This is a genomic window from Rothia mucilaginosa (assembly GCF_049990865.1).
GTDB classification, from domain to species: domain Bacteria; phylum Actinomycetota; class Actinomycetes; order Actinomycetales; family Micrococcaceae; genus Rothia; species Rothia mucilaginosa_I.
Window position 1 is genome coordinate 119906 of sequence record NZ_CP188231.1, and the last position, 18280, is coordinate 138185.

The 18280-nt window shown below is 60.7% G+C and carries 12 protein-coding genes; 11 read left to right on the plus strand and 1 reads right to left on the minus strand.

From position 1 onward, the window contains the following. The first annotated feature begins 112 nt into the window (after positions 1–112). The 10 genes from clpB (at position 113) to ACP3RB_RS00590 (ending at position 13715) form a co-directional block, all read left to right on the plus strand. Positions 113–2722: an ATP-dependent chaperone ClpB gene (clpB, locus tag ACP3RB_RS00545; RefSeq protein ID WP_426699134.1), complete on the plus strand. Its 2610-nt coding sequence runs from the start codon at positions 113–115 to the stop codon at positions 2720–2722. A gap of 214 nt (positions 2723–2936) precedes the next feature. Continuing rightward, positions 2937–3905: a Sir2 family NAD-dependent protein deacetylase gene (locus ACP3RB_RS00550; RefSeq protein WP_426699135.1), complete on the plus strand. Its 969-nt coding sequence runs from the start codon at positions 2937–2939 to the stop codon at positions 3903–3905. Positions 3906–4112: 207 nt separating this feature from the next. Next, complete coding sequence (locus ACP3RB_RS00555; protein WP_426699136.1) at positions 4113–5309, plus strand: excalibur calcium-binding domain-containing protein; 1197 nt, start codon at positions 4113–4115, stop codon at positions 5307–5309. Positions 5310–5627: 318 nt separating this feature from the next. Then, positions 5628–6605, plus strand: a complete 978-nt coding sequence (locus ACP3RB_RS00560) for an excalibur calcium-binding domain-containing protein (protein ID WP_426699137.1) — start codon at positions 5628–5630, stop codon at positions 6603–6605. A 322-nt stretch (positions 6606–6927) separates the two neighbouring features. Beyond that, on the plus strand, positions 6928–7620 hold the full coding sequence (locus ACP3RB_RS00565; protein WP_314935090.1) for a DUF4956 domain-containing protein: 693 nt from the start codon (positions 6928–6930) through the stop codon (positions 7618–7620). A 115-nt stretch (positions 7621–7735) separates the two neighbouring features. Then, on the plus strand, positions 7736–8656 hold the full coding sequence (locus ACP3RB_RS00570) for a polyphosphate polymerase domain-containing protein (RefSeq protein ID WP_426699138.1): 921 nt from the start codon (positions 7736–7738) through the stop codon (positions 8654–8656). Between the two features lie 171 nt (positions 8657–8827). Next, complete coding sequence (locus ACP3RB_RS00575) at positions 8828–10540, plus strand: carbohydrate-binding domain-containing protein (RefSeq protein ID WP_426699139.1); 1713 nt, start codon at positions 8828–8830, stop codon at positions 10538–10540. 373 nt (positions 10541–10913) lie between these two features. Then, the gene (locus tag ACP3RB_RS00580) at positions 10914–11123 is read left to right on the plus strand and encodes a DUF3073 domain-containing protein (protein ID WP_005504588.1); all 210 of its coding nucleotides are present in this window, start codon (positions 10914–10916) and stop codon (positions 11121–11123) included. A gap of 331 nt (positions 11124–11454) precedes the next feature. Continuing rightward, complete coding sequence (locus ACP3RB_RS00585; RefSeq protein ID WP_426699140.1) at positions 11455–12525, plus strand: phosphodiester glycosidase family protein; 1071 nt, start codon at positions 11455–11457, stop codon at positions 12523–12525. After that, on the plus strand, positions 12522–13715 hold the full coding sequence (locus tag ACP3RB_RS00590; RefSeq protein ID WP_426699141.1) for a glycosyltransferase: 1194 nt from the start codon (positions 12522–12524) through the stop codon (positions 13713–13715). Before ACP3RB_RS00585 ends, ACP3RB_RS00590 begins: the two co-directional genes overlap by 4 nt. A gap of 232 nt (positions 13716–13947) precedes the next feature. On the opposite strand, the gene ACP3RB_RS00595 is transcribed toward ACP3RB_RS00590, so the two are convergent. Further along, positions 13948–15666, minus strand: a complete 1719-nt coding sequence (locus ACP3RB_RS00595; RefSeq protein ID WP_426699142.1) for a S8 family peptidase — start codon at positions 15664–15666, stop codon at positions 13948–13950. 607 nt (positions 15667–16273) lie between these two features. On the opposite strand from ACP3RB_RS00595, the gene ACP3RB_RS00600 reads away from it, so the two are divergent. Then, positions 16274–18181: a S8 family peptidase gene (locus tag ACP3RB_RS00600; protein WP_426699143.1), complete on the plus strand. Its 1908-nt coding sequence runs from the start codon at positions 16274–16276 to the stop codon at positions 18179–18181. Positions 18182–18280: the final 99 nt, after the last annotated feature.

Sequence of the window (18280 nt, forward strand, 5' to 3'; positions counted from 1 at the left end):
TATGAAAAATTTTTTGTAGGAGGCTTGCGAAACATAGTTGAGTGAAGTAGACTCAATTTATGTAATGCAGGGGCACATAGGATAAGCCCCCTCGAAACACGAAAGGAACGTCATGGAGAACAAGTTCACGACCAAGAGTCAAGAAGTTATCTCGGCGGCAAATACTAATGCTCAAACCGCCGGTAACCCCACTATTGAAACCGCGCACATCCTCAAGGCCCTCATGGACCAGCGCGAAGGCGTCGCCGTAGCAGTCCTCAAGGCTGCAGGCCTGGATGTAGACGCTATCTCTGAGGCGGCATCCGCCGAAATCAAGAAGCTGCCGAAGGCATCCGGCGCTTCCGTGCAGAATGCCTCCCTCAGCCGTGCCGCACTCTCTGCTCTGCAGGCGGCACAGACCCGCGCAGAGGGTTTCGGTGACAGCTACGTCTCCACCGAAATGATTCTGCTCGGCATTGCCAGCGGAACCGATAGCACCGCTGAAGCAATGCACAAGCTCGGCGCTACCGCAGAGCTCATCGCACAGACCATCCCCACCGTCCGAGGAGACCGCACCGTGGATACCCCCGACCCCGAAGGCACCTTCCAGGCGCTCGAAAAGTACGGCACCGACCTGACCGCCATTGCCCGCGCGGGTAAGCTTGACCCGGTCATCGGTCGTGACTCTGAGATTCGCCGCGTCGTGCAGGTGCTCTCCCGCCGCACCAAGAACAACCCCGTTCTGATCGGTGAGCCCGGCGTCGGTAAGACCGCCGTCGTGGAAGGCCTGGCACAGCGCATGGTTTCCGGCGACGTGCCCGAATCCCTGCGCGGCAAGACCCTCATCAGCCTGGACCTGGGCTCCATGGTCGCGGGCGCAAAGTACCGCGGTGAATTCGAGGAGCGCCTGAAGGCAGTCCTCGAAGAAATCAAGAAGTCCGAGGGTCAGATTGTGACCTTCATCGACGAGATTCACACCGTCGTCGGTGCTGGCGCATCCGAGGGTTCCATGGACGCAGGCAACATGCTCAAGCCCATGCTTGCCCGAGGCGAACTGCGCCTGATTGGTGCCACCACCCTGGACGAGTACCGCGAGAACATCGAGAAGGACCCCGCCCTGGAGCGCCGCTTCCAGCAGGTGTACGTGGGCGAGCCTAGCGTCGAGGACACCATCGGTATTCTGCGCGGTCTGAAGGAACGCTACGAGGCGCACCACAAGGTGCAGATCGCTGACTCCGCACTGGTCGCTGCAGCAACCCTGTCTAACCGCTACATCCCCTCCCGTCAGCTGCCGGACAAGGCAATTGACCTGATTGATGAGGCAGCATCCCGCCTGCGCATGGAAATTGACTCCGCACCGGAGGAAATCGACCAGCTGCGCCGCGCTGTGGACCGCCTCACCATGGAGGAACTGGCACTTGCCGGCGAAACCGACCCCGCATCCGTGGAGCGTCTGGAAGCGCTGCGCAAGGACATGGCCGACAAGAAGGAACAGCTTGACGCCCTCAACGCCCGTTGGGAAGCCGAGAAGGCAAACCTGAACCGCGTGGGTGACATCAAGACCCAGATTGACGAGCTGCGTTCCCGCGCAGAGGTCGCACAGCGTGAAGGTAACCTCGCTGAGGCATCTCGCCTGCTCTACGGCGAAATTCCCGCAAAGCAGGCTGAGCTGGAAGAAGCACAGCGCGCCGAGGACAACGCCAAGAACGAGTCCATGGTCTCCGAAGAGGTCACCGCGGACGATATCGCCGAGGTGATCTCCTCCTGGACCGGCATTCCCGCAGGCCGCATGATGCAGGGCGAATCCGAGAAGCTGCTCGAAATGGAGAAGCGCATCGGTGCCCGCCTGATCGGTCAGGAAGCTGCCGTGGTGGCTGTCTCTGACGCTGTGCGTCGTGCCCGCGCCGGTATTTCTGACCCGAACCGCCCGATTGGTTCCTTCCTGTTCCTGGGCCCGACCGGTGTCGGTAAGACCGAGCTGGCTAAGGCACTGGCTGAGTTCCAGTTTGATGACGAGCGTGCCCTGGTACGCATCGACATGAGTGAGTACTCCGAGAAGCACACCGTTTCTCGCCTGGTCGGTGCCCCTCCCGGATACGTTGGCCACGAAGAGGGCGGTCAGCTGACCGAGGCTGTACGCCGTCGCCCCTACTCGGTGGTCCTGCTCGACGAGGTTGAGAAGGCACACCCCGAGGTCTTCGACATCCTGCTGCAGGTACTCGATGACGGCCGCCTGACCGACGGCCAGGGCCGCACCGTGGACTTCCGCAACGTTATCCTGATCCTGACCTCGAACCTCGGTTCGCAGTACCTGGTCAACCAGGACCTGCCCTTCGAGGAGCGCTCCGAGAAGGCGCTGGAGGTTGTGCACCAGGCATTCCGCCCCGAGTTCCTCAACCGACTGGACGACATCATCATGTTCCAGCCCCTGTCGGCTGAGAACCTGGGCCAGATCGTGGGCCTGCAGATCAAGAGCATGGCTAAGCGTCTGGAGGACCGCCGCCTCACCCTGAACGTCACCCCCGCCGCCCTGGAGTGGCTGGGTAAGACCGGCTACGACCCGGCATTCGGCGCCCGCCCGCTGCGCCGCCTGGTCCAGCGCGAGATTGGCGACCGTCTGGCTCGGGGTATCCTCTCCGGCGCTATCCACGATGGCGACACCGTGACCGTGGATGTGAACCCGGACGTTGCCAGCGATGGCCTGTCGGTGACCTCCGAGCGTGAGCAGAAGGCTGAGAACTAAACTCAACCGGCTAGCTCGGAAGACCCGGTTAGCTGGGTAAATCCGATGAGCTGGGCGGACTTAGCCTGTGGCTGAGTTTGCACGTTCGAAACCATAAGAAATAGGCTGTGGGGTACCCTCGAAAGGGGGTGCCCCACAGCCGTTTAACGCGTTAGAACCGCGCTGAACCGCACGAGTACACAGAGTATTGATGCACAGAGCATTGAGGAGAAGAATGGACCGCTGGACTGATCACCAGAACTTTGCCGCCGCCGGTGAGCAGCGCGAAGAAATCGCCTCCGTGCACCGTGCCGCAATCCGCTCGATTCAGCGCGTTGTCTCTGAGAACGCTACCCCGCACGACGAAGAATACGCCTCCGCGGGTATTGCCGAGCTACTCAAGGCGGGTAAGGTTCTCGTGCTCACCGGCGCGGGCGTGAGCACCGAATCCGGCATCCCCGACTATCGCGGACCCGGCGGCTCCCTGCACGACCACCGCCCCATGACCTACCAGGAATTCCGCTACGATGACGCAGCCCGCCAACGCTACTGGGCGCGCTCCTACGTGGGTTGGCGCCGCATGCGCCGCGCCGAACCGAACCGCGCCCACTATGCGCTCGCCGAGCTGGAGCAGCTGGGCGCCGTGAGCGGCGTGATTACGCAGAACGTGGATGGGCTGCACGCCCGCGCTGGAAGCTGCCGCCTGCTGGCGCTGCACGGCGACCTCTCCCGTATTGTGTGCCTGGACTGCGGGCAGGATGAGAGCCGTGAAAGCCTGGATACGCGCCTGGACGCGGCGAACCCCGGCTACCTGGCGCGCCTTGAAGACGAAGACCTGCGCGTGAACCCTGACGGTGACGTGGAGCTGGACGAGCACTATATCCGCGATTTTCAGATGGTGCCCTGCCTCGGCTGCGGTTCGACCCGCCTCAAGCCGGATGTGGTGTACTTTGGCGAGTCCGTGCCCGCCGAACGTAAGGCGCTCAAGGACGCCATGCTCGCCGAGTGTTCGGCGCTGCTGGTGGTGGGTTCCTCGGTGGCGGTTATGAGCAGCTACAAGATCGTGCTGGAGGCTCTGCGCGCCGGCAAGCCGGTCGCTATCATCAATGGCGGCCCGGGTCGTGCGGATGCGAAGGCAACCTACCTGTGGCGCACCGGCGTGGGCGAGGCGCTGGAACTTATGCTCGACGCCGTTGACGTTTAAGGTTGCCGAGGCCGTTACACAGGTCTAGGCGGCGCTGTTTCTCCTGTGAATGCTGTTTCTTCTGCGCATGCTGCTTCTCCGGCGAATCTTACCGCGCGTGCACCGACCCAAGATTAAGTGCACGAAAGTGCTATTTTGTGTTGCAAGTCATTGCAAATAGCCCCTGGACAGGCGGGTATGTCCACCACGCGGGGATAAAATGATGGGATGGACATTCGACACACTATCACTCGCTTCGGTGCCACCGCCCTGATCGGCTGCGGTCTGGTGGTCACCGCAATCCCCGCAACCTTCGCTCAGAACGGTGAAGAATCCGTCACCCACGTCTACTCCGACAAGGCGGCCTCCCACATTTCTGAGGTCTGGTACAAGGGTGAAACCCTGAAGATTACCGGCGAAGGCTTCCTGACCCAGGACGGCACCTCCGGCTCCATCATCGCTATCAAGCTGAACAAGGGCACCGTCAAGATTGACGGCAAGGACTACCTGGAAGTTCAGGCTGATGAGAAGGGCAACTTCTCCGTTTCCATTCCCTGGCAGGATGACCTGGACGAGCGCATCTCCGTGGACGTCTACCTGCTTTCCGGCTCCCTGAAGGATAACGACACCGCTCGCGGCGGCAAGGCAGCTACCGTGAAGATCGAGGCTCGTTCCGTTCAGGAAGCAACCGCTTCTGCGACTGCGAGCGCTTCGGCAACCGCGAGTGCTTCCGTGGTGGCTACCCCCTCCGCTACTGCTACCTCCTTTGCTTCTGTGGCGCCTTCCGCATCTGCTTCGGCTACTGCCGCTGATGAGGTTGTTGCCTCCGTGGATGCTGAGATTAAGAACCGCGCCGATGAGAAGGCTTCCGCCACCGCTTCGGTGAGCCCCTCGGCTACCGCATCGGCTTCCGCTTCTGTGGTGGCGACCCCCTCCGCTTCGGCATCTGCTTCTGCCTCGGGTGCTGCTGATCAGCACGCATCCGTTACGAATGATGCGAAGGATCAGCTGGGTGATTCCGCCTCCGCTACCGAGCAGGTGACCGCTTCGGCTGAGAGCACTCGCTTTGCGAACTGTGCAGAGGTTGCGGCCGCTGGTCTGGCACCCATCCATAAGAGCCACCCGGACTTCCGCCAGAAGTTCGACAACGACAAGAATGATTGGGGCTGCGAGGTCATCAATAGCGAGGTGACCGACGGTTCCTCCTCCAGCATTTCTTCGGGTTCTTCTTCCCGCAACTCTGGCGGTCTGGACAACCTGGGTTCTTCCTCCTCTTCGAGCAGCTACACTTCTAGCCGCGCTCAGCGCTCCTCCCTTGCGAACACCGGTGCTTCCAATGCCTTCACCATTGCTGGTATGGGCCTGGTAGCTCTGGGTCTGGGTGTTGCTGGCGTGTCTGCTGTGCGCAACCGCAAGAACTCCTAAAACTAGTGCCGCCGCCCGGTGGGGTGGTGCGTGAGAGCCCCTTCCCCTGAATGCTTTTGAGCGTTTGGGTGGAGGGGATTTTCGCGTTTAACGGGGTGGTTTTTGCTGTTGGGTCGTGCCGATGGGGTGGGGTATGTACTTGTTAGTTTCTTCAACGTGAAGTTGAGGCTTTAGGGGTGCACGGCGGTGTAAAAGGCTTATATAGTTCAGCCACGCCTTCAAGAAACCTTCAAGAAAACCCCTATTTGTGAGTCAGGTCATGGCAAATTAGCGTCTTGGGAACCGGTATCCCAAGCTTCGCTCGTTAGAATGGGGGGCATGAACATTCGAAACAACATCGCACGCATCGGCGCCACCGCACTCATCGGCTGTGGCCTCGTTGCTACTTCCGTCCCCGCAACCTTCGCTGTTGAAGGTGCGCCTCAGGTTGTCCACACCTACGCAGACTCTGCACAGTTCATTGCCCCCGACGTATGGGTTGAGGGCCAGGGCCTGAACATTGGCGGTGAGGGCTTCAAGACCGCTGACGGTACCTCCGGTTCCGTTCTGGCACTGAAGCTGAACAAGGGTGCCGTTAAGATTAACGGCCAGGACTACCTGGAAATCCACGCTGATAGCGATGGCAACTTCTCCGTTACCATCCCCTGGCAGGAAGAGCTGCACGGCAGCGTTTCCGTTGACATTTACCTGCTGTCCGGCTCCCTGAAGGACGGCGACGTTCCCCGTGGCGGTAAGGCAGCTACCGTGACCATTAAGGTTGCAGAGCAGCCCGCTCCCTCCGAGGCGCCCACCCCCGCACCCACTGAGGACCCGACTCCGACTCCCTCTGAGGATCCGACCCCGGCTCCCACCCAGGATCCGACCACCGAGGCTCCCAAGCCTGCTGACGAGACCTCCGCACCCGCAGTTGAGGACGCTAAGGAAACCAAGCCTGCTGAGGACCAGAAGCCTGCCGAAGAGCAGAAGTCCGATGAGCAGAAGTCTGACGAGCAGTCCGCCCCCGCGGCTGACCGTGGCGAGGGCGAATCCAAGGATTCTAATGGCTCCAAGGGTTCCGATAACCTCGTGCTGGGTTCCTCTGACAATGACAACCTGGGTTCCGGTTCTAACGGTGGTCTGAGCTCCGGCTCGAACGACAACATGGGCTCCGGTTCCTCGAACGCATCCTCCAAGAGCTCTTCTTCCCTGGCTAAGACCGGTGCATCCGGTGCGATGACCGCTGCTGGCCTGGGTCTGATTGCTCTGGGTGCTGGTGGCGCGACCATCGTGGTAACCCGCATGCGCAAGAAGGCATAATAACGCCTAGTCGCTAAGTTTTTAGTTGGTTTTATGGGCTCCCTCCATATCGGAGGGAGCCCATTTTTTGTGCCTTTGCAGGCTGTTGAGGATAGGTGGGGCAGTGTACGAAAAAGGAAAAATTACCTGCACGTAAGACCTTGACAAGTTGTTTTATATGAGATGGTGAACACTTAACTCTAAGTTAAGACTGACACAGGGCAAACACAGCTTCAACCGGGAATCTAGATACCAAGCAGAAAACGAAAAACGCACAGCACCGAGCTGAAGAACAGACAGCGAAGAGCACAGCGGATATCACGACACGAATCTGGAGAACCCAATGAACATCCTCATCATGGCGCTTGCCGATGCGATAGCCATCGCAGCCCTCTGCACCCTCTACATGGTGCGGCACCGCAACCGCGAACTGATGATTTCCTACGCGGTCATCAACGCCGGCATCTTCACCGTCTCGGTGGCGCTGGTATCCGCCGGATCGAACGCATCCGCTATGGGTATGGGCCTCTTCGGTGTCCTGTCGATTATCCGATTGCGTTCCACCGCCCTGAGCCAGCGCGAAGTCGGCTACTACTTCGTGGCTCTCTCGGTTGGCATGATCGCGGGTGTGAATATCAGCCCGGCGTACATTGCCTTCGGCCTTATGGCTACCCTGGTTGCCCTAATCGCAATCCTCGACTCGCGTAGCGCCCCGACCTCTAAGGAACTGACTCAGACCGTTACCGCCGATCGCGCCATCAGCGACGAGGAAGAGCTCAAGAGCTACCTGAGCAAGCACCTGGGCTACACCGTCACCTCGGTGAAGATCACCGAGCTGGACATGGTGAACAACCTGACCCGCGCCACCGTCACCTACCAGCCCAAAGAAACCCCCGAGGGTGGCACCCCCGCGGCAGTGGAAGCGGCAGCGTCACAGATTAGCGCAACCCGCCAGCCGGTAGCACCTACCGCCGAGGCGCACGCCACGCTGGACACTCGGATGGTTCCGCTCCAGCGCACCCCGGTAGGTAAGTAAGACCAGCCGGTATCTAAGCCTCCGATTCACTCCTACCGCACAAACATCTCCGATACCCACGACACGCCGCCCCAGCCCAACACGCAGGGACGGCACCCCAGAAGGACAAAGACCCATGACTAACGCAGCCGCAAACATCATCCCCGCAGAGTGGAAGAGCATCAGCCTCGAAGCCATGAACGAGAAGGCAGCCATGCAGACCCGCGTGGACCGCAAGTACATTGTCGACGCAGAAACCGCCGCCAAGGTACTCTCCACGCTCGACGCAGACGCCTCCGTCATGGAAATCAAGGGCCAGCGCGACTTCGCCTACGACTCGGTCTACTTCGACACCCCGCAGATGCAGAGCTACCACTCGGCAGCCTACAGCCGCGACGATACCTTCAAGATCCGTACCCGTAGCTACCTGGACTCGAAGCTGACCTTCCTGGAAGTCAAGACCGACGGTGAGCAGGATATGACCGTCAAGAAGCGTATCCCGTACACCTTCGAGATGCGCGATACGCTCACCGTGGAAGGCCACGAGTACATCACCGAAGCACTCGGTGACATCCTCGCGGGCCCGGTCGAGAAGCTGGAGGCGGTTCTGACCACCGGCTACCGCCGCACCACGGTCTTCCTGCCGCAGAGCGAGAAGAACCCGGTCGCCTCCCGTATGACGGTAGATACCAACCTGACCTGGACCCCCATGTCCGAGAACATCCTCATGGCGGGCGTGAACTACCGTAACTTCCACGGCAACCTGGTTGGCACCACCTACGGCCTGCCGAACGCGGTCATCATCGAAACCAAGTCCGGCGTGGAGCCCTCCGTGGCAGACCAGCACCTCTGGGATGCGGGCATCACCCCCGCGAAGATCTCCAAGTTTGCAACCGGCATGGCGGCGCTGAACCCGCAGCTGGCAAGCAACAAGTGGGCAGAAACCCTGAAGAACTGGATGCACCTGGAACCGGTCAACGGCACCCGCCTCAACGTGGATGACATGACCGAAGAGGACTACCAGAAGCTGCTGACCGAGCGTTTTGCAGCCGCCTAAAACGGCAACCCGGGATGTGCGGGTAGGGTAGCGCACCTACCTTACCCGCACCTCCAGAACAATGACCCAGAGCCCTGACACAGAACTGACGCCAGGGCTCAACCCAAAGACTACTTACAAGAAACCCGCAGCGGCACTACATAGTGCTGTGATACACGAAGAAGGAATACCGTGAAAAAGAACAGCATCATCAAGAGTGCAACTTCCGTAACCCTACTGGCAGCCCTCGCCCTGACCGGTTGCTCGGCAAACTCCACCTCGACCACTAGCGCTGTGAGCGCAACCGGCACCTCCACTTCGAGTACTTCGGGCACCACGTCGAAGGTGGCAGACTCCTTCTCCACCGACGTGAAGAGCGGCGCGAAGCTCGCCGAGGACACCCACTACTCCGCAAAGGATGTCACCTGGGACTCCTCCAGCGAAGTTACTATCGATCTTTCTAACCCGACCGCGACCGACGGCGTGACCGTCAGCGACGGCGTCATCACCATCACCAAGGCGGGTAACTACAAGCTCAGCGGCACCTACGAGGGTCAGATCAAGGTTGAGGCAGCAGATAGCGACATGGTCCGCCTGATCCTGAACAACGCGACCATCACCAACTCCACCGGTGCGGCAATCAACGTTGTTGAGGCGGACGAGGTCGTTATCTACACCGCCTCGGGCACCACCAACACCGTCTCTGACGGCTCCTCCTACTCCGATACCGCCAGCGGCAGCCCCGACGCAGCCATCTACTCCAAGAGTGACCTGACCCTGGCGGGCGAAGGCACCCTGAAGGTCGAAGGTAAGTACGAAGAGGGCGTCCACACCTCTGACGGCCTGGTGATTGCCTCCGGCACCCTGGAAGTGAGCGCGGCAAACACCGGCATCAAGGGTAAGGACTACGTCGATATCCTGGATGGTACCGTCACCGTGACCGCAAGTCAGGACGGTATCAAGGCAACCAATGACACCGACGGCAACCGCGGCTGGGTACGCCTGAGCGGCGGTACCGTGAACATCTCCGCAGGTGATGACGGTTTCAAGGCTGAGCGCGTGCTTGAAATCTCCGGCGGTACCCTGAACATTACCCAGTCGAACGAGGGTATTGAGGCGCAGTACATCAACATCCTGGACGGTACCGTGAACGTGACCAGCTCGGATGACGGTATCAACGCCTCGTACAGCACCACCTCTACCAGCACCGAGTCGGCTTCGACCTCCTCCACGCAGGCCACGCAGACCACCCAGGGCAACCAGTCTGCACAGGGTAACCAGTCTGCACCCCAGGCACCCAGCGGTAGCGCAGGTCAGGCACCCGCAGGCGGCGGTCAGGCTCCTTCCGGTACCATGGGCCAGCCCCCGGCCGGCGGCGGTGCAGCTGGTGGTATGGGCGGTGGCGGCGGCACCTTCGAGGTCGTCGACGCAACCATCAACATCACCGGCGGTACCGTCACCGTGAACGCGAACGGTGACGGCATCGACTCCAACGGTACTGCGACCCTCTCCGGTGGCACCCTGGTTGTGAACGGCCCCTTCACCGGTGGTAACACCTCCCTGGACACCAACGGCGACCTGCTGCTCAACGGCACGACCGTGGCCGCGGGTAACTCCGGTGACATGTTCGAGGCTCCCTCGACCAACTCCACCAGCGGCTACGTGAAGATTAGCAATGTATCGAACCTGAGCGCAGGCACCACCGTGCAGGTGGCCGACTCCTCCGGTAATGTGGTGGCAAACTACAAGGTTACGAACTCCAACACCGCACTAATCCTGGTCTCCAGCTCCAAGATCACCAAGGGTCAGAGCTACACCGTGTACACCACCACCGATAGCGTGGATGCATCCAGCACCACCCTGGCGTCTAACGCCACCTCGCTGGGTTCTTTCACCGCAAGCTAGCGCTCCTTTACCGCAAGCTAAGCGGAAGGAGCGCCCCTCAAACCCCGTGCTGGATGTCATGACCGGCACGGTACCCTCTCTGAACCCGGTCTTGTGAGTGAGCCGGTAGGGGAGACCCTAGCCCCGCATTGGATGTAGCGATACGTCCGGTGCGGGGCTCTGTGGCCTCTGGGGTAAAAAAGTCGCGGGTGCAAAATAAAACGGTTGTTCCGGTGCGAAGAAGTGCTCTGATACGCAAAATAGGTGACGTTCAGCGAGACATTCAGGGCTGAAACAGGGTACTCTATAGTGTAGTAAAGACTGTTGAACGATCCGAGAGCGATGCGCCGCGCGTGCTGTTCGCCTCGGACAGGATGAAAGAGGGGGTCACGCCATGGGGCGCGGCCGTCAGAAGGCTAAAGCAACAAGGCAGGCTCGGGAGATGAAGTACTTCAGCCCCGAGACCGACTACAGCGCACTCGAGCGCGAGCTCAGTAGCGCGAAGAAAACGAAGTCCTCCGATTCGTCCCGCCGTCGCTATGACGACGAGGACGACTACTCGGCATACGCAGAAAAGTACGCGTCCTACGAGGATGAGGCATAAAGAATACGCGGAATGATTCGGTGCATATCGACCGATCGTATTCGACAGATGATGAACCGGCTTGAGACCCCGCACGGGGTGCTCAGCCGGTTTTTTCGTGCCCGCAGTTTGTGCGGATGCACCCGGGTGGATGCGCGAGGGCGGGTAGCCCACGGGGGTTGTAACTGTGCGGAGCACAAAGCTAATATACATGTTTATACATAGGTGCGCATAAGTCCATCTGGTAATAGAGCATAGTCAGTAATAAAAAAGTTTGAAATGAATAAACATACATAGCTTCTGCATAGCTTAGTCATGCCTGGCACAGAGAATAGACCAGCATTCTAGAGACATGAACAACGAACAGAACATGACTCAGAACATTGACCAGGCCACCCAGACCGCAGCAGAACAAGCTAACGCAGCGCAAACCGCCGCAGAGCAGAAGCTAGCCAAGAAGAAGCTCACCCGTCGAATCTTCATCGGCGGCGGCATCGGCGCACTCGCAGTAGTCGGAGGCGGCGCAGGCTGGGCCTACAACCGCTACCTGGCAGAGCACACCGAAATTGAAGACACCACCGCCTACGAGGCGGCAGCGGCCCAGGCAAACGCAAGCGCCTCCGGTTCCGCCACCCCAGACCCCACCGAACTGACCGGCGTGAAGGTCAACGGTCAGAGCCTCACCGCTAACGAAGGCTCGATTACCATCACCTCCAACACCACCGGCAGCGGCTCGGATGCGGTCGTCTCCTTTGTAGCAGACATCAAGCTCGACAACGCAACCCTGCTGCGAAGCGCCTTCGCCAACAACAAGTTCGGCCAGAACATTATCGACACCCCCTCGAACATCGCCTCCGAACACAACGGCATCTGGGCGATCAACGGTGACTACTACGGCTTCCGTACAACCGGCATCGTGATTCGAAACGGTGTTGTCTACCGTGACTCCGGCGCTCGCGAGGGTTTGGCCTTCTACCGCGACGGCTCCGTCAAGCTCTACGACGAAACCGCAACCAACGCCCAGACCCTCGTCAACGAAGGCGTGTGGAACACCCTCTCCTTCGGCCCGGCACTGGTCAAGGACTCCGCGGTTGTCGACGGTATCGACAGCGTCGAGGTGGACACCAACTTTGGTAACCACTCCATCCAGGGCAACCAGCCGCGAACTGGCGTGGGTGTGCTTGGCACCAACCACCTGGTCTTCATCGTGGTTGACGGCCGCTCCACCAACTATTCGCGCGGCGTGACCATGCCCGAGTTCGCGCAGATGTTCAAGGACCTCGGCTGCGTCAGCGCCTACAACCTGGATGGTGGCGGCTCCTCCGCCATGGTCTTCAACAACGAGCTGGTCAACCGCCCCCAGGGTGGCACCAAGGAGCGTGGCACCAGTGACATCCTCTACATTGCAGGGAGCGCATCGTGATTATCCTGATACCCGCCTATAAGCCGGACCAGTCATTGGTCCGCCTTGCCTGGGCCCTGCGCGAACAGGACCCGGGAGCCGAAATCCTCGTCATTGACGACGGATCCGGCAGCACCTACGCACCGATCTTTACCGAACTGCGTATCGACGGCGTGACCGTGCAGACCCACCCCTCCAACAAGGGCAAGGGTGCGGCACTGCGCACCGGCATCGCCTGGGCGAAAGCAAACCGCCCCGGCGAGGTCATCGTCACCGCCGATGCGGACGGCCAGCACCTACCCCAGGACATCTTCCGCGTGGGTGTGCGCACCGAAACCGCGGCGTCGGCAGGCCAGAAGAGCATCGTGCTCGGTGTGCGTACCAAGCCCGACCCCAACGCCGGCGAAGAAGGCACCAAGGTGCCGCTACGCTCCAAGATTGGCAACAGCGCAACCGTAGGCTTCTTCGCCCTGGCGACCGGCGCCCGCGTGGCAGACACCCAGACCGGCCTGCGCGGCTTCACCCCGCAAATCCTGGACTGGCTGCTGCAGATCCCCGGCGATAAGTACGAGTACGAGTTCTCCATGCTGCTGCGCGCAACCCGCGCGGATGTGGACCTGGTGCAGGTGCCCATCGTGAAGGTCTACGAGCCCGGCAACCCGACCAGCCACTTTAGGCCGCTGCAGGACTCGGCGCTGATTTACGCACCACTGCTTGCCTTCCTGGCTTCGTCTTTCCTGACCGGCTTCCTCGTGGATGCTATCGCCCTGTTCGTCCTGGTGGGCATGGGCGTTCCGCTACTGGCGGCCGTGGTCGGTGCCCGCATCATTTCGGCGCTGACGAACTTCACCGTCAACCGAATGCTCATGCACGACGGGGGTGCACGCCCCTCCGCATCCTCCTCGCTGGTACGTTACACCGTGCTGGCGGTGGGCATCCTCGCAGCCAACGCGGCTCTGATGGAAGCTCTGACCGGCCTGGGCGCGTCCCTGCTGGTCGCCAAGATCCTGACCGAACTGATTCTGATCCCGATCAGCTTCGCGGTTCAGCGCCGCTGGGTTTTTCTACCCACTCGGTGGCAGGAAAATACGCGAGAAAAGACTCAAACAATCGCCGCCTCATCCGGTTTGCGTGCGGTGAGCTACGAGTCCGCTCGCATGGAGGTTGCCGGTATCCGCACCGGTGTGCCCGCCTCCCAGGTACGCCCCTAGCCCGCCTACCCTAGCGGCCAGTTCACTAGTGGCTAGTTCGCTAGGGGCTACCTATACAACTTCTCCCACCCGTCAGTCGTGAGGGTGGGTGGGAGATGCAAGCTGCCGCACCACAAGCGGTAGCATTCTGTTCACGAAAAGCCCCCGCTGAGAAAACTCAACGGGGGCTTTTTGTACATATCTGCCTTCAGAAGCCTATTGGCTCACCGGCTTCCAAAGGATAACGCACCGATTACTGACCGGGAATCAGGCCGTGAGCAGTAATCAGGAACGGCGGGTTGTGGTTAACAGCCGGGTTGGTCACGTAACCAACACGTGCCGCACGGGTCGGGTGCTTGGGGGCACGCTTCGGCCAGGGCTTCGCAGCAGGGTTCGGGTCCTTCTTGCCCTGCAGAGCAGCCAGTGCGCTCGCCGCGTTCACAATGCCGGAGCCGCAAGCGTTCACATTGCAGGTGAGCGGCTTGGAGCTCTGCTTCAGAATCTGCTTTGCACGCTCAGCGTTCAGCGAGGGATCCACGGACTTCATCAGCGCAATCACGCCGGCAACCTGGGGTGCCGCCATGGAGGTGCCGTCGTACTCGGTGTAGCCTGCGCCGGTGGACACGGTGGTACCCAGATCCACGGTGGACATGATGCCGCTACCGGGGGCGCTCACATCAACGAGCTTGCCGTAGTTGGAGAAGTCGCTACGCTTACCCTCCTGGTCGGTAGCGCCCACCACAATCGAGCCGCCGCAGTTAGCCGGAGCGACCTTGGAGGTGTCCTGACCATCGTTACCAGCTGCAACGACGAGAATCGCGCCGCGCTTGTTCACCTCAGCAATAGCCTTAGAGTAGGTTGCGGGGCAGGTACCCTCGCCGCCGAGGGAGAGGTTAATGATCTTGGCGGGGTTAGAGTTCGCGGGAACGCCCTCAACGGTGCCGCCAGCCGCCCAAACCATTGCATCCGCAATGTCGGAGTCGTAGCCGCCGCACATGCCCAGAGCACGCACGGGCAGGATCTTGGTGGAGGGCGCCACGCCGACGATACCGCGCTTATTGTTCATAATTGCGGCGATGGAACCGGCAACGTGGGTGCCGTGCCAGTTCGACTCGCTTGCCTCGGAGTCAGCACCGCAGACACCTGCTTCTTCCCAGTTGCCCTGGTCGGTCGGGTCGGAGTCGCGGCCGTTGCCGTCACGGGCGATGGAGGGCTCGGTGATGAAGTCGTAGCCGGGCAGAACGTTCGCGTCCAGGTCGGGGTGCTTGACGATGCCGGAGTCAATCACAGCAACGGTCACGCCAGCACCCTGGGTGGTCTTCCACGCCTCGGGCGCGCCCAGGCCCTTGGTACCGTGCAGGTTCCACTGCTGCGGGTAGAGGGTATCGTTGGGCGCTACAACCTGGTTCGACGCCTGAGCGGCCTGAGCTACCTGAGCCACCTTGGAGGTGGTAGCGGTACGAGTGCGCGCGGTGGAGCGGCGCAGCAGGTCGGGCTCAACCGATGCGACGGAGGGGTTGGAGCTCAGGGTTGCCATGTACTTCTCCGCCTGCTCTGCGGTGAGCTTGGAGGAGACGGTCACCACGGTTGCCTTCTGGGCGGTGGTGCGCACGTAGTTGGTTTTGATTTTGAAGAGGTCGTCGACGCTCTTCACCTCGGAGGTGAGGCCCTGGTAGAGGGAGTCGCTCCAGGTGGCGACCTGGGTGCCTGCGGGGCTTGCCCAGTTGACGCCGCCCGCGTTTAGTGCGCTATCGGTGTAGGTGATAACGAAGCGGTTGAAGCCTGCCTTCTGCTGCTTGAAGCTGAGGGAGGAGATGGTGGTGTGCGCCTTGGCACGTTCGGCGCTGTTAGCCTTTGCGGGTGCCGCGAAGGATGCGGGTGCGCCCAGGGTTGCGACGAGTGTTGCTGCAGTACCCAGGCTCAGTGCGGTGCGTGCGATGCCGCGTGCTGAGGGGTGAGTGGTAAAAGACATCGGGGTCCTTTGCGTATGTGAGTGCCGGAAGCGGCAAGTGGGTTGGTTATTCACCCACATAAATGCACCTTCGAGAAAATATCTGCATTCTTTTGTGTATTTGCTTGTGAGGAGCGAATAGAAAAAGAAAATGCACATCACTGCATTGATGTGTATTTTTCTCTAAAACCCCCGTGCGGGAGTTCTTCGGAAGTAGTTTATGTGGTGAGATATCGCTATCCTAGCACCTTTTTCCAGGTATATAGCGGCTAAAGCTCGATAGTGTGGCGTAAATAATGAGATTTTTCCTTCATGTAAATGCAGATAAAGAAATGCCTAGTCGAGGTATTCTGGCGCCTTAAAGTGAAGATTTAAATTTTGCTCATCTTTGCATAAAATGATCTGCATCACAAAGGTTATTTTATTCATAAAGTAACCCAAAAAGGGTGCTAGAGTATCTCACGGTGCGTACCCGTGCATGCACATTGTGAAACCAAATCACAGCCCACACAATGCACCAACACCTCACTCTTCCGTATTCACTCGTACCGAGCGCACGCCCTCAACGCGAGTCGGCAACGCTACGCCGCACCGTGCGCACCCGGTACCACTCACCTCAAGGACGTCCATGCTTCGCATTGCTCGCCCCTCGCAGGCACGCTCCTCACAGCGTTCCCTGCTGAGCTTCGTCACCGCAACCTGCCTGCTCTCGGCAAGCGTGATCCCCGCCGTGGCGGCACCCACCGCGCAGGCCACCCAGCCCAAGGCATCTGCGGCGGCACAGGCTTCTAACACCGCCCAGATCTCCAATACCGCGCAGGCCGCGCCCGTGGCGTACAACCGCTTCATCATCACCTACACCGATGAGGCGAAGAACGCCGCCTCCACCGATGCCACCGCAGACCAGATCGACTGGTCCGCAGCCGCCGGCACCCAGCAGGCAACCTGGGCCGACGCACTCTACGCGGGCATCACCTCCGAGGTGCAGAGCATCGACGAGCTACTGAACATTAAGACCAGCTACGTCCGCTCCACCGCGCTGGATGCCAGCGTGGTCACCACCTCCGCGGAGCTCACCCCCGCCCAGGCGCAGCAGTACATGGACGCCCTGAGTGCGAACTCCAAGGTCGCCTCCGTCTCGCCCGATATGCGCCGCTACGCCACCGTGGATAGCACCGCAGAAACCGTCAAGATCAACGACCCGAAGATGAACCGCATGTGGTCCCTCACCGGTGAGAAGGGCGTCTCCGCGCTGGAGGCGTGGGGCACCACCCGCGGCAAGGGTGTGACCGTGGCGGTGCTAGACTCCGGCATTACCGCCCACCCGGACCTGGACGCTAACGTGCTGCCCGGCTACGACTTCATCGCTGAGTCGGCGTTCTCCAACGATGGCGACGGCCGCGACTCCGACCCGACCGATGCCGGTAACTGGACCGTAGATAACCAGTGCTTCACCGGTTCGAAGGCGACCGCCTCCGACTGGCACGGCACCCATGTGGCGGGCACTATCGCCGCTATCGCAAACAACAACGAGGGCATCGCCGGTGTGGCACCCGAGGCGAAGATCGTGCCCGTGCGCGTTCTGGGCGCCTGCGGCGGCTTCGATTCGGACATTACCGACGGCATTATTTGGGCTGCTGGTGGTAGCGTGCGCGGCGTACCCGCAAACCAGAACCCCGCCCAGGTCATTAACATGTCCATCGGTAGCGAGGGCACCTGCACCACCCCGTACCGCCAGGCGATTGCTCAGGCGAATAAGCGCGGCTCCATCGTGGTTGTCGCAGCGGGTAACAACAACTTTGATGCCTCGAAGTCTAGCCCCGGCAACTGTGAGGACGTCATCAACGTTGGTGCGACCGATAAGAACGGCAAGCGCTCCTACTTCTCCAACTACGGCTCCCGCGTGGACGTGAGCGCACCCGGTGGCGACCGCCGCTACTGGGGTGGCGGTATTCTCTCCACCCTGAACGCCGGTAAGACCGCTCCCGGTAAGGCTGACTACGCCGAGTACCAGGGCACTTCCATGGCGGCACCGCATGTTGCCGGTATTGTGGCGCTCATGAAGGCGGTCGACCCGAAGCTGACCTACGCTCAGGCGAAGAAGGTTCTGCAGTCCACCTCTCAGGGTGTTGAGTGTGACCAGTCCGCGTGCGGTTCCGGCATTGTGAATGCGGCGCGTGCGGTTCAGCAGGTCCGCTCCGACCGCGAGGTTGCCGATGCTGCTGCGGCTGAGGCGGCACGCAAGAAGGCTGAGGAGGAGGCCGCACGTAAGAAGGCAGCTGAAGAGGCAGCCCGCAAGAAGGCTGAAGAGGACGCCAAGCGTCAGCAGGCCCCGGCTCCGAAGGCAACCCCGGCGCCTAAGGCTACCCGCCCCTCCCGCCCGGTGACTCGCCCGTCCCGCCCGGTCACTCGCCCCTCCTACCCGTCGCGTCCGCGTCACGGCCACACCTCCCGTTACCGCTCCTGGTACGGTGCTTCTGCGAACACCTACCCGAACACCGGATACCTGGGTTTCGCGAGCGGTAACCACCGCTAATCATCTCCACTAGCTGAACCTCGTTGTAGACGTGAAAAGCCCCCGATGATTTCTTTCATCGGGGGCTTCGCTATGCGCTGTCGGCTGGGCCCGGTGTGG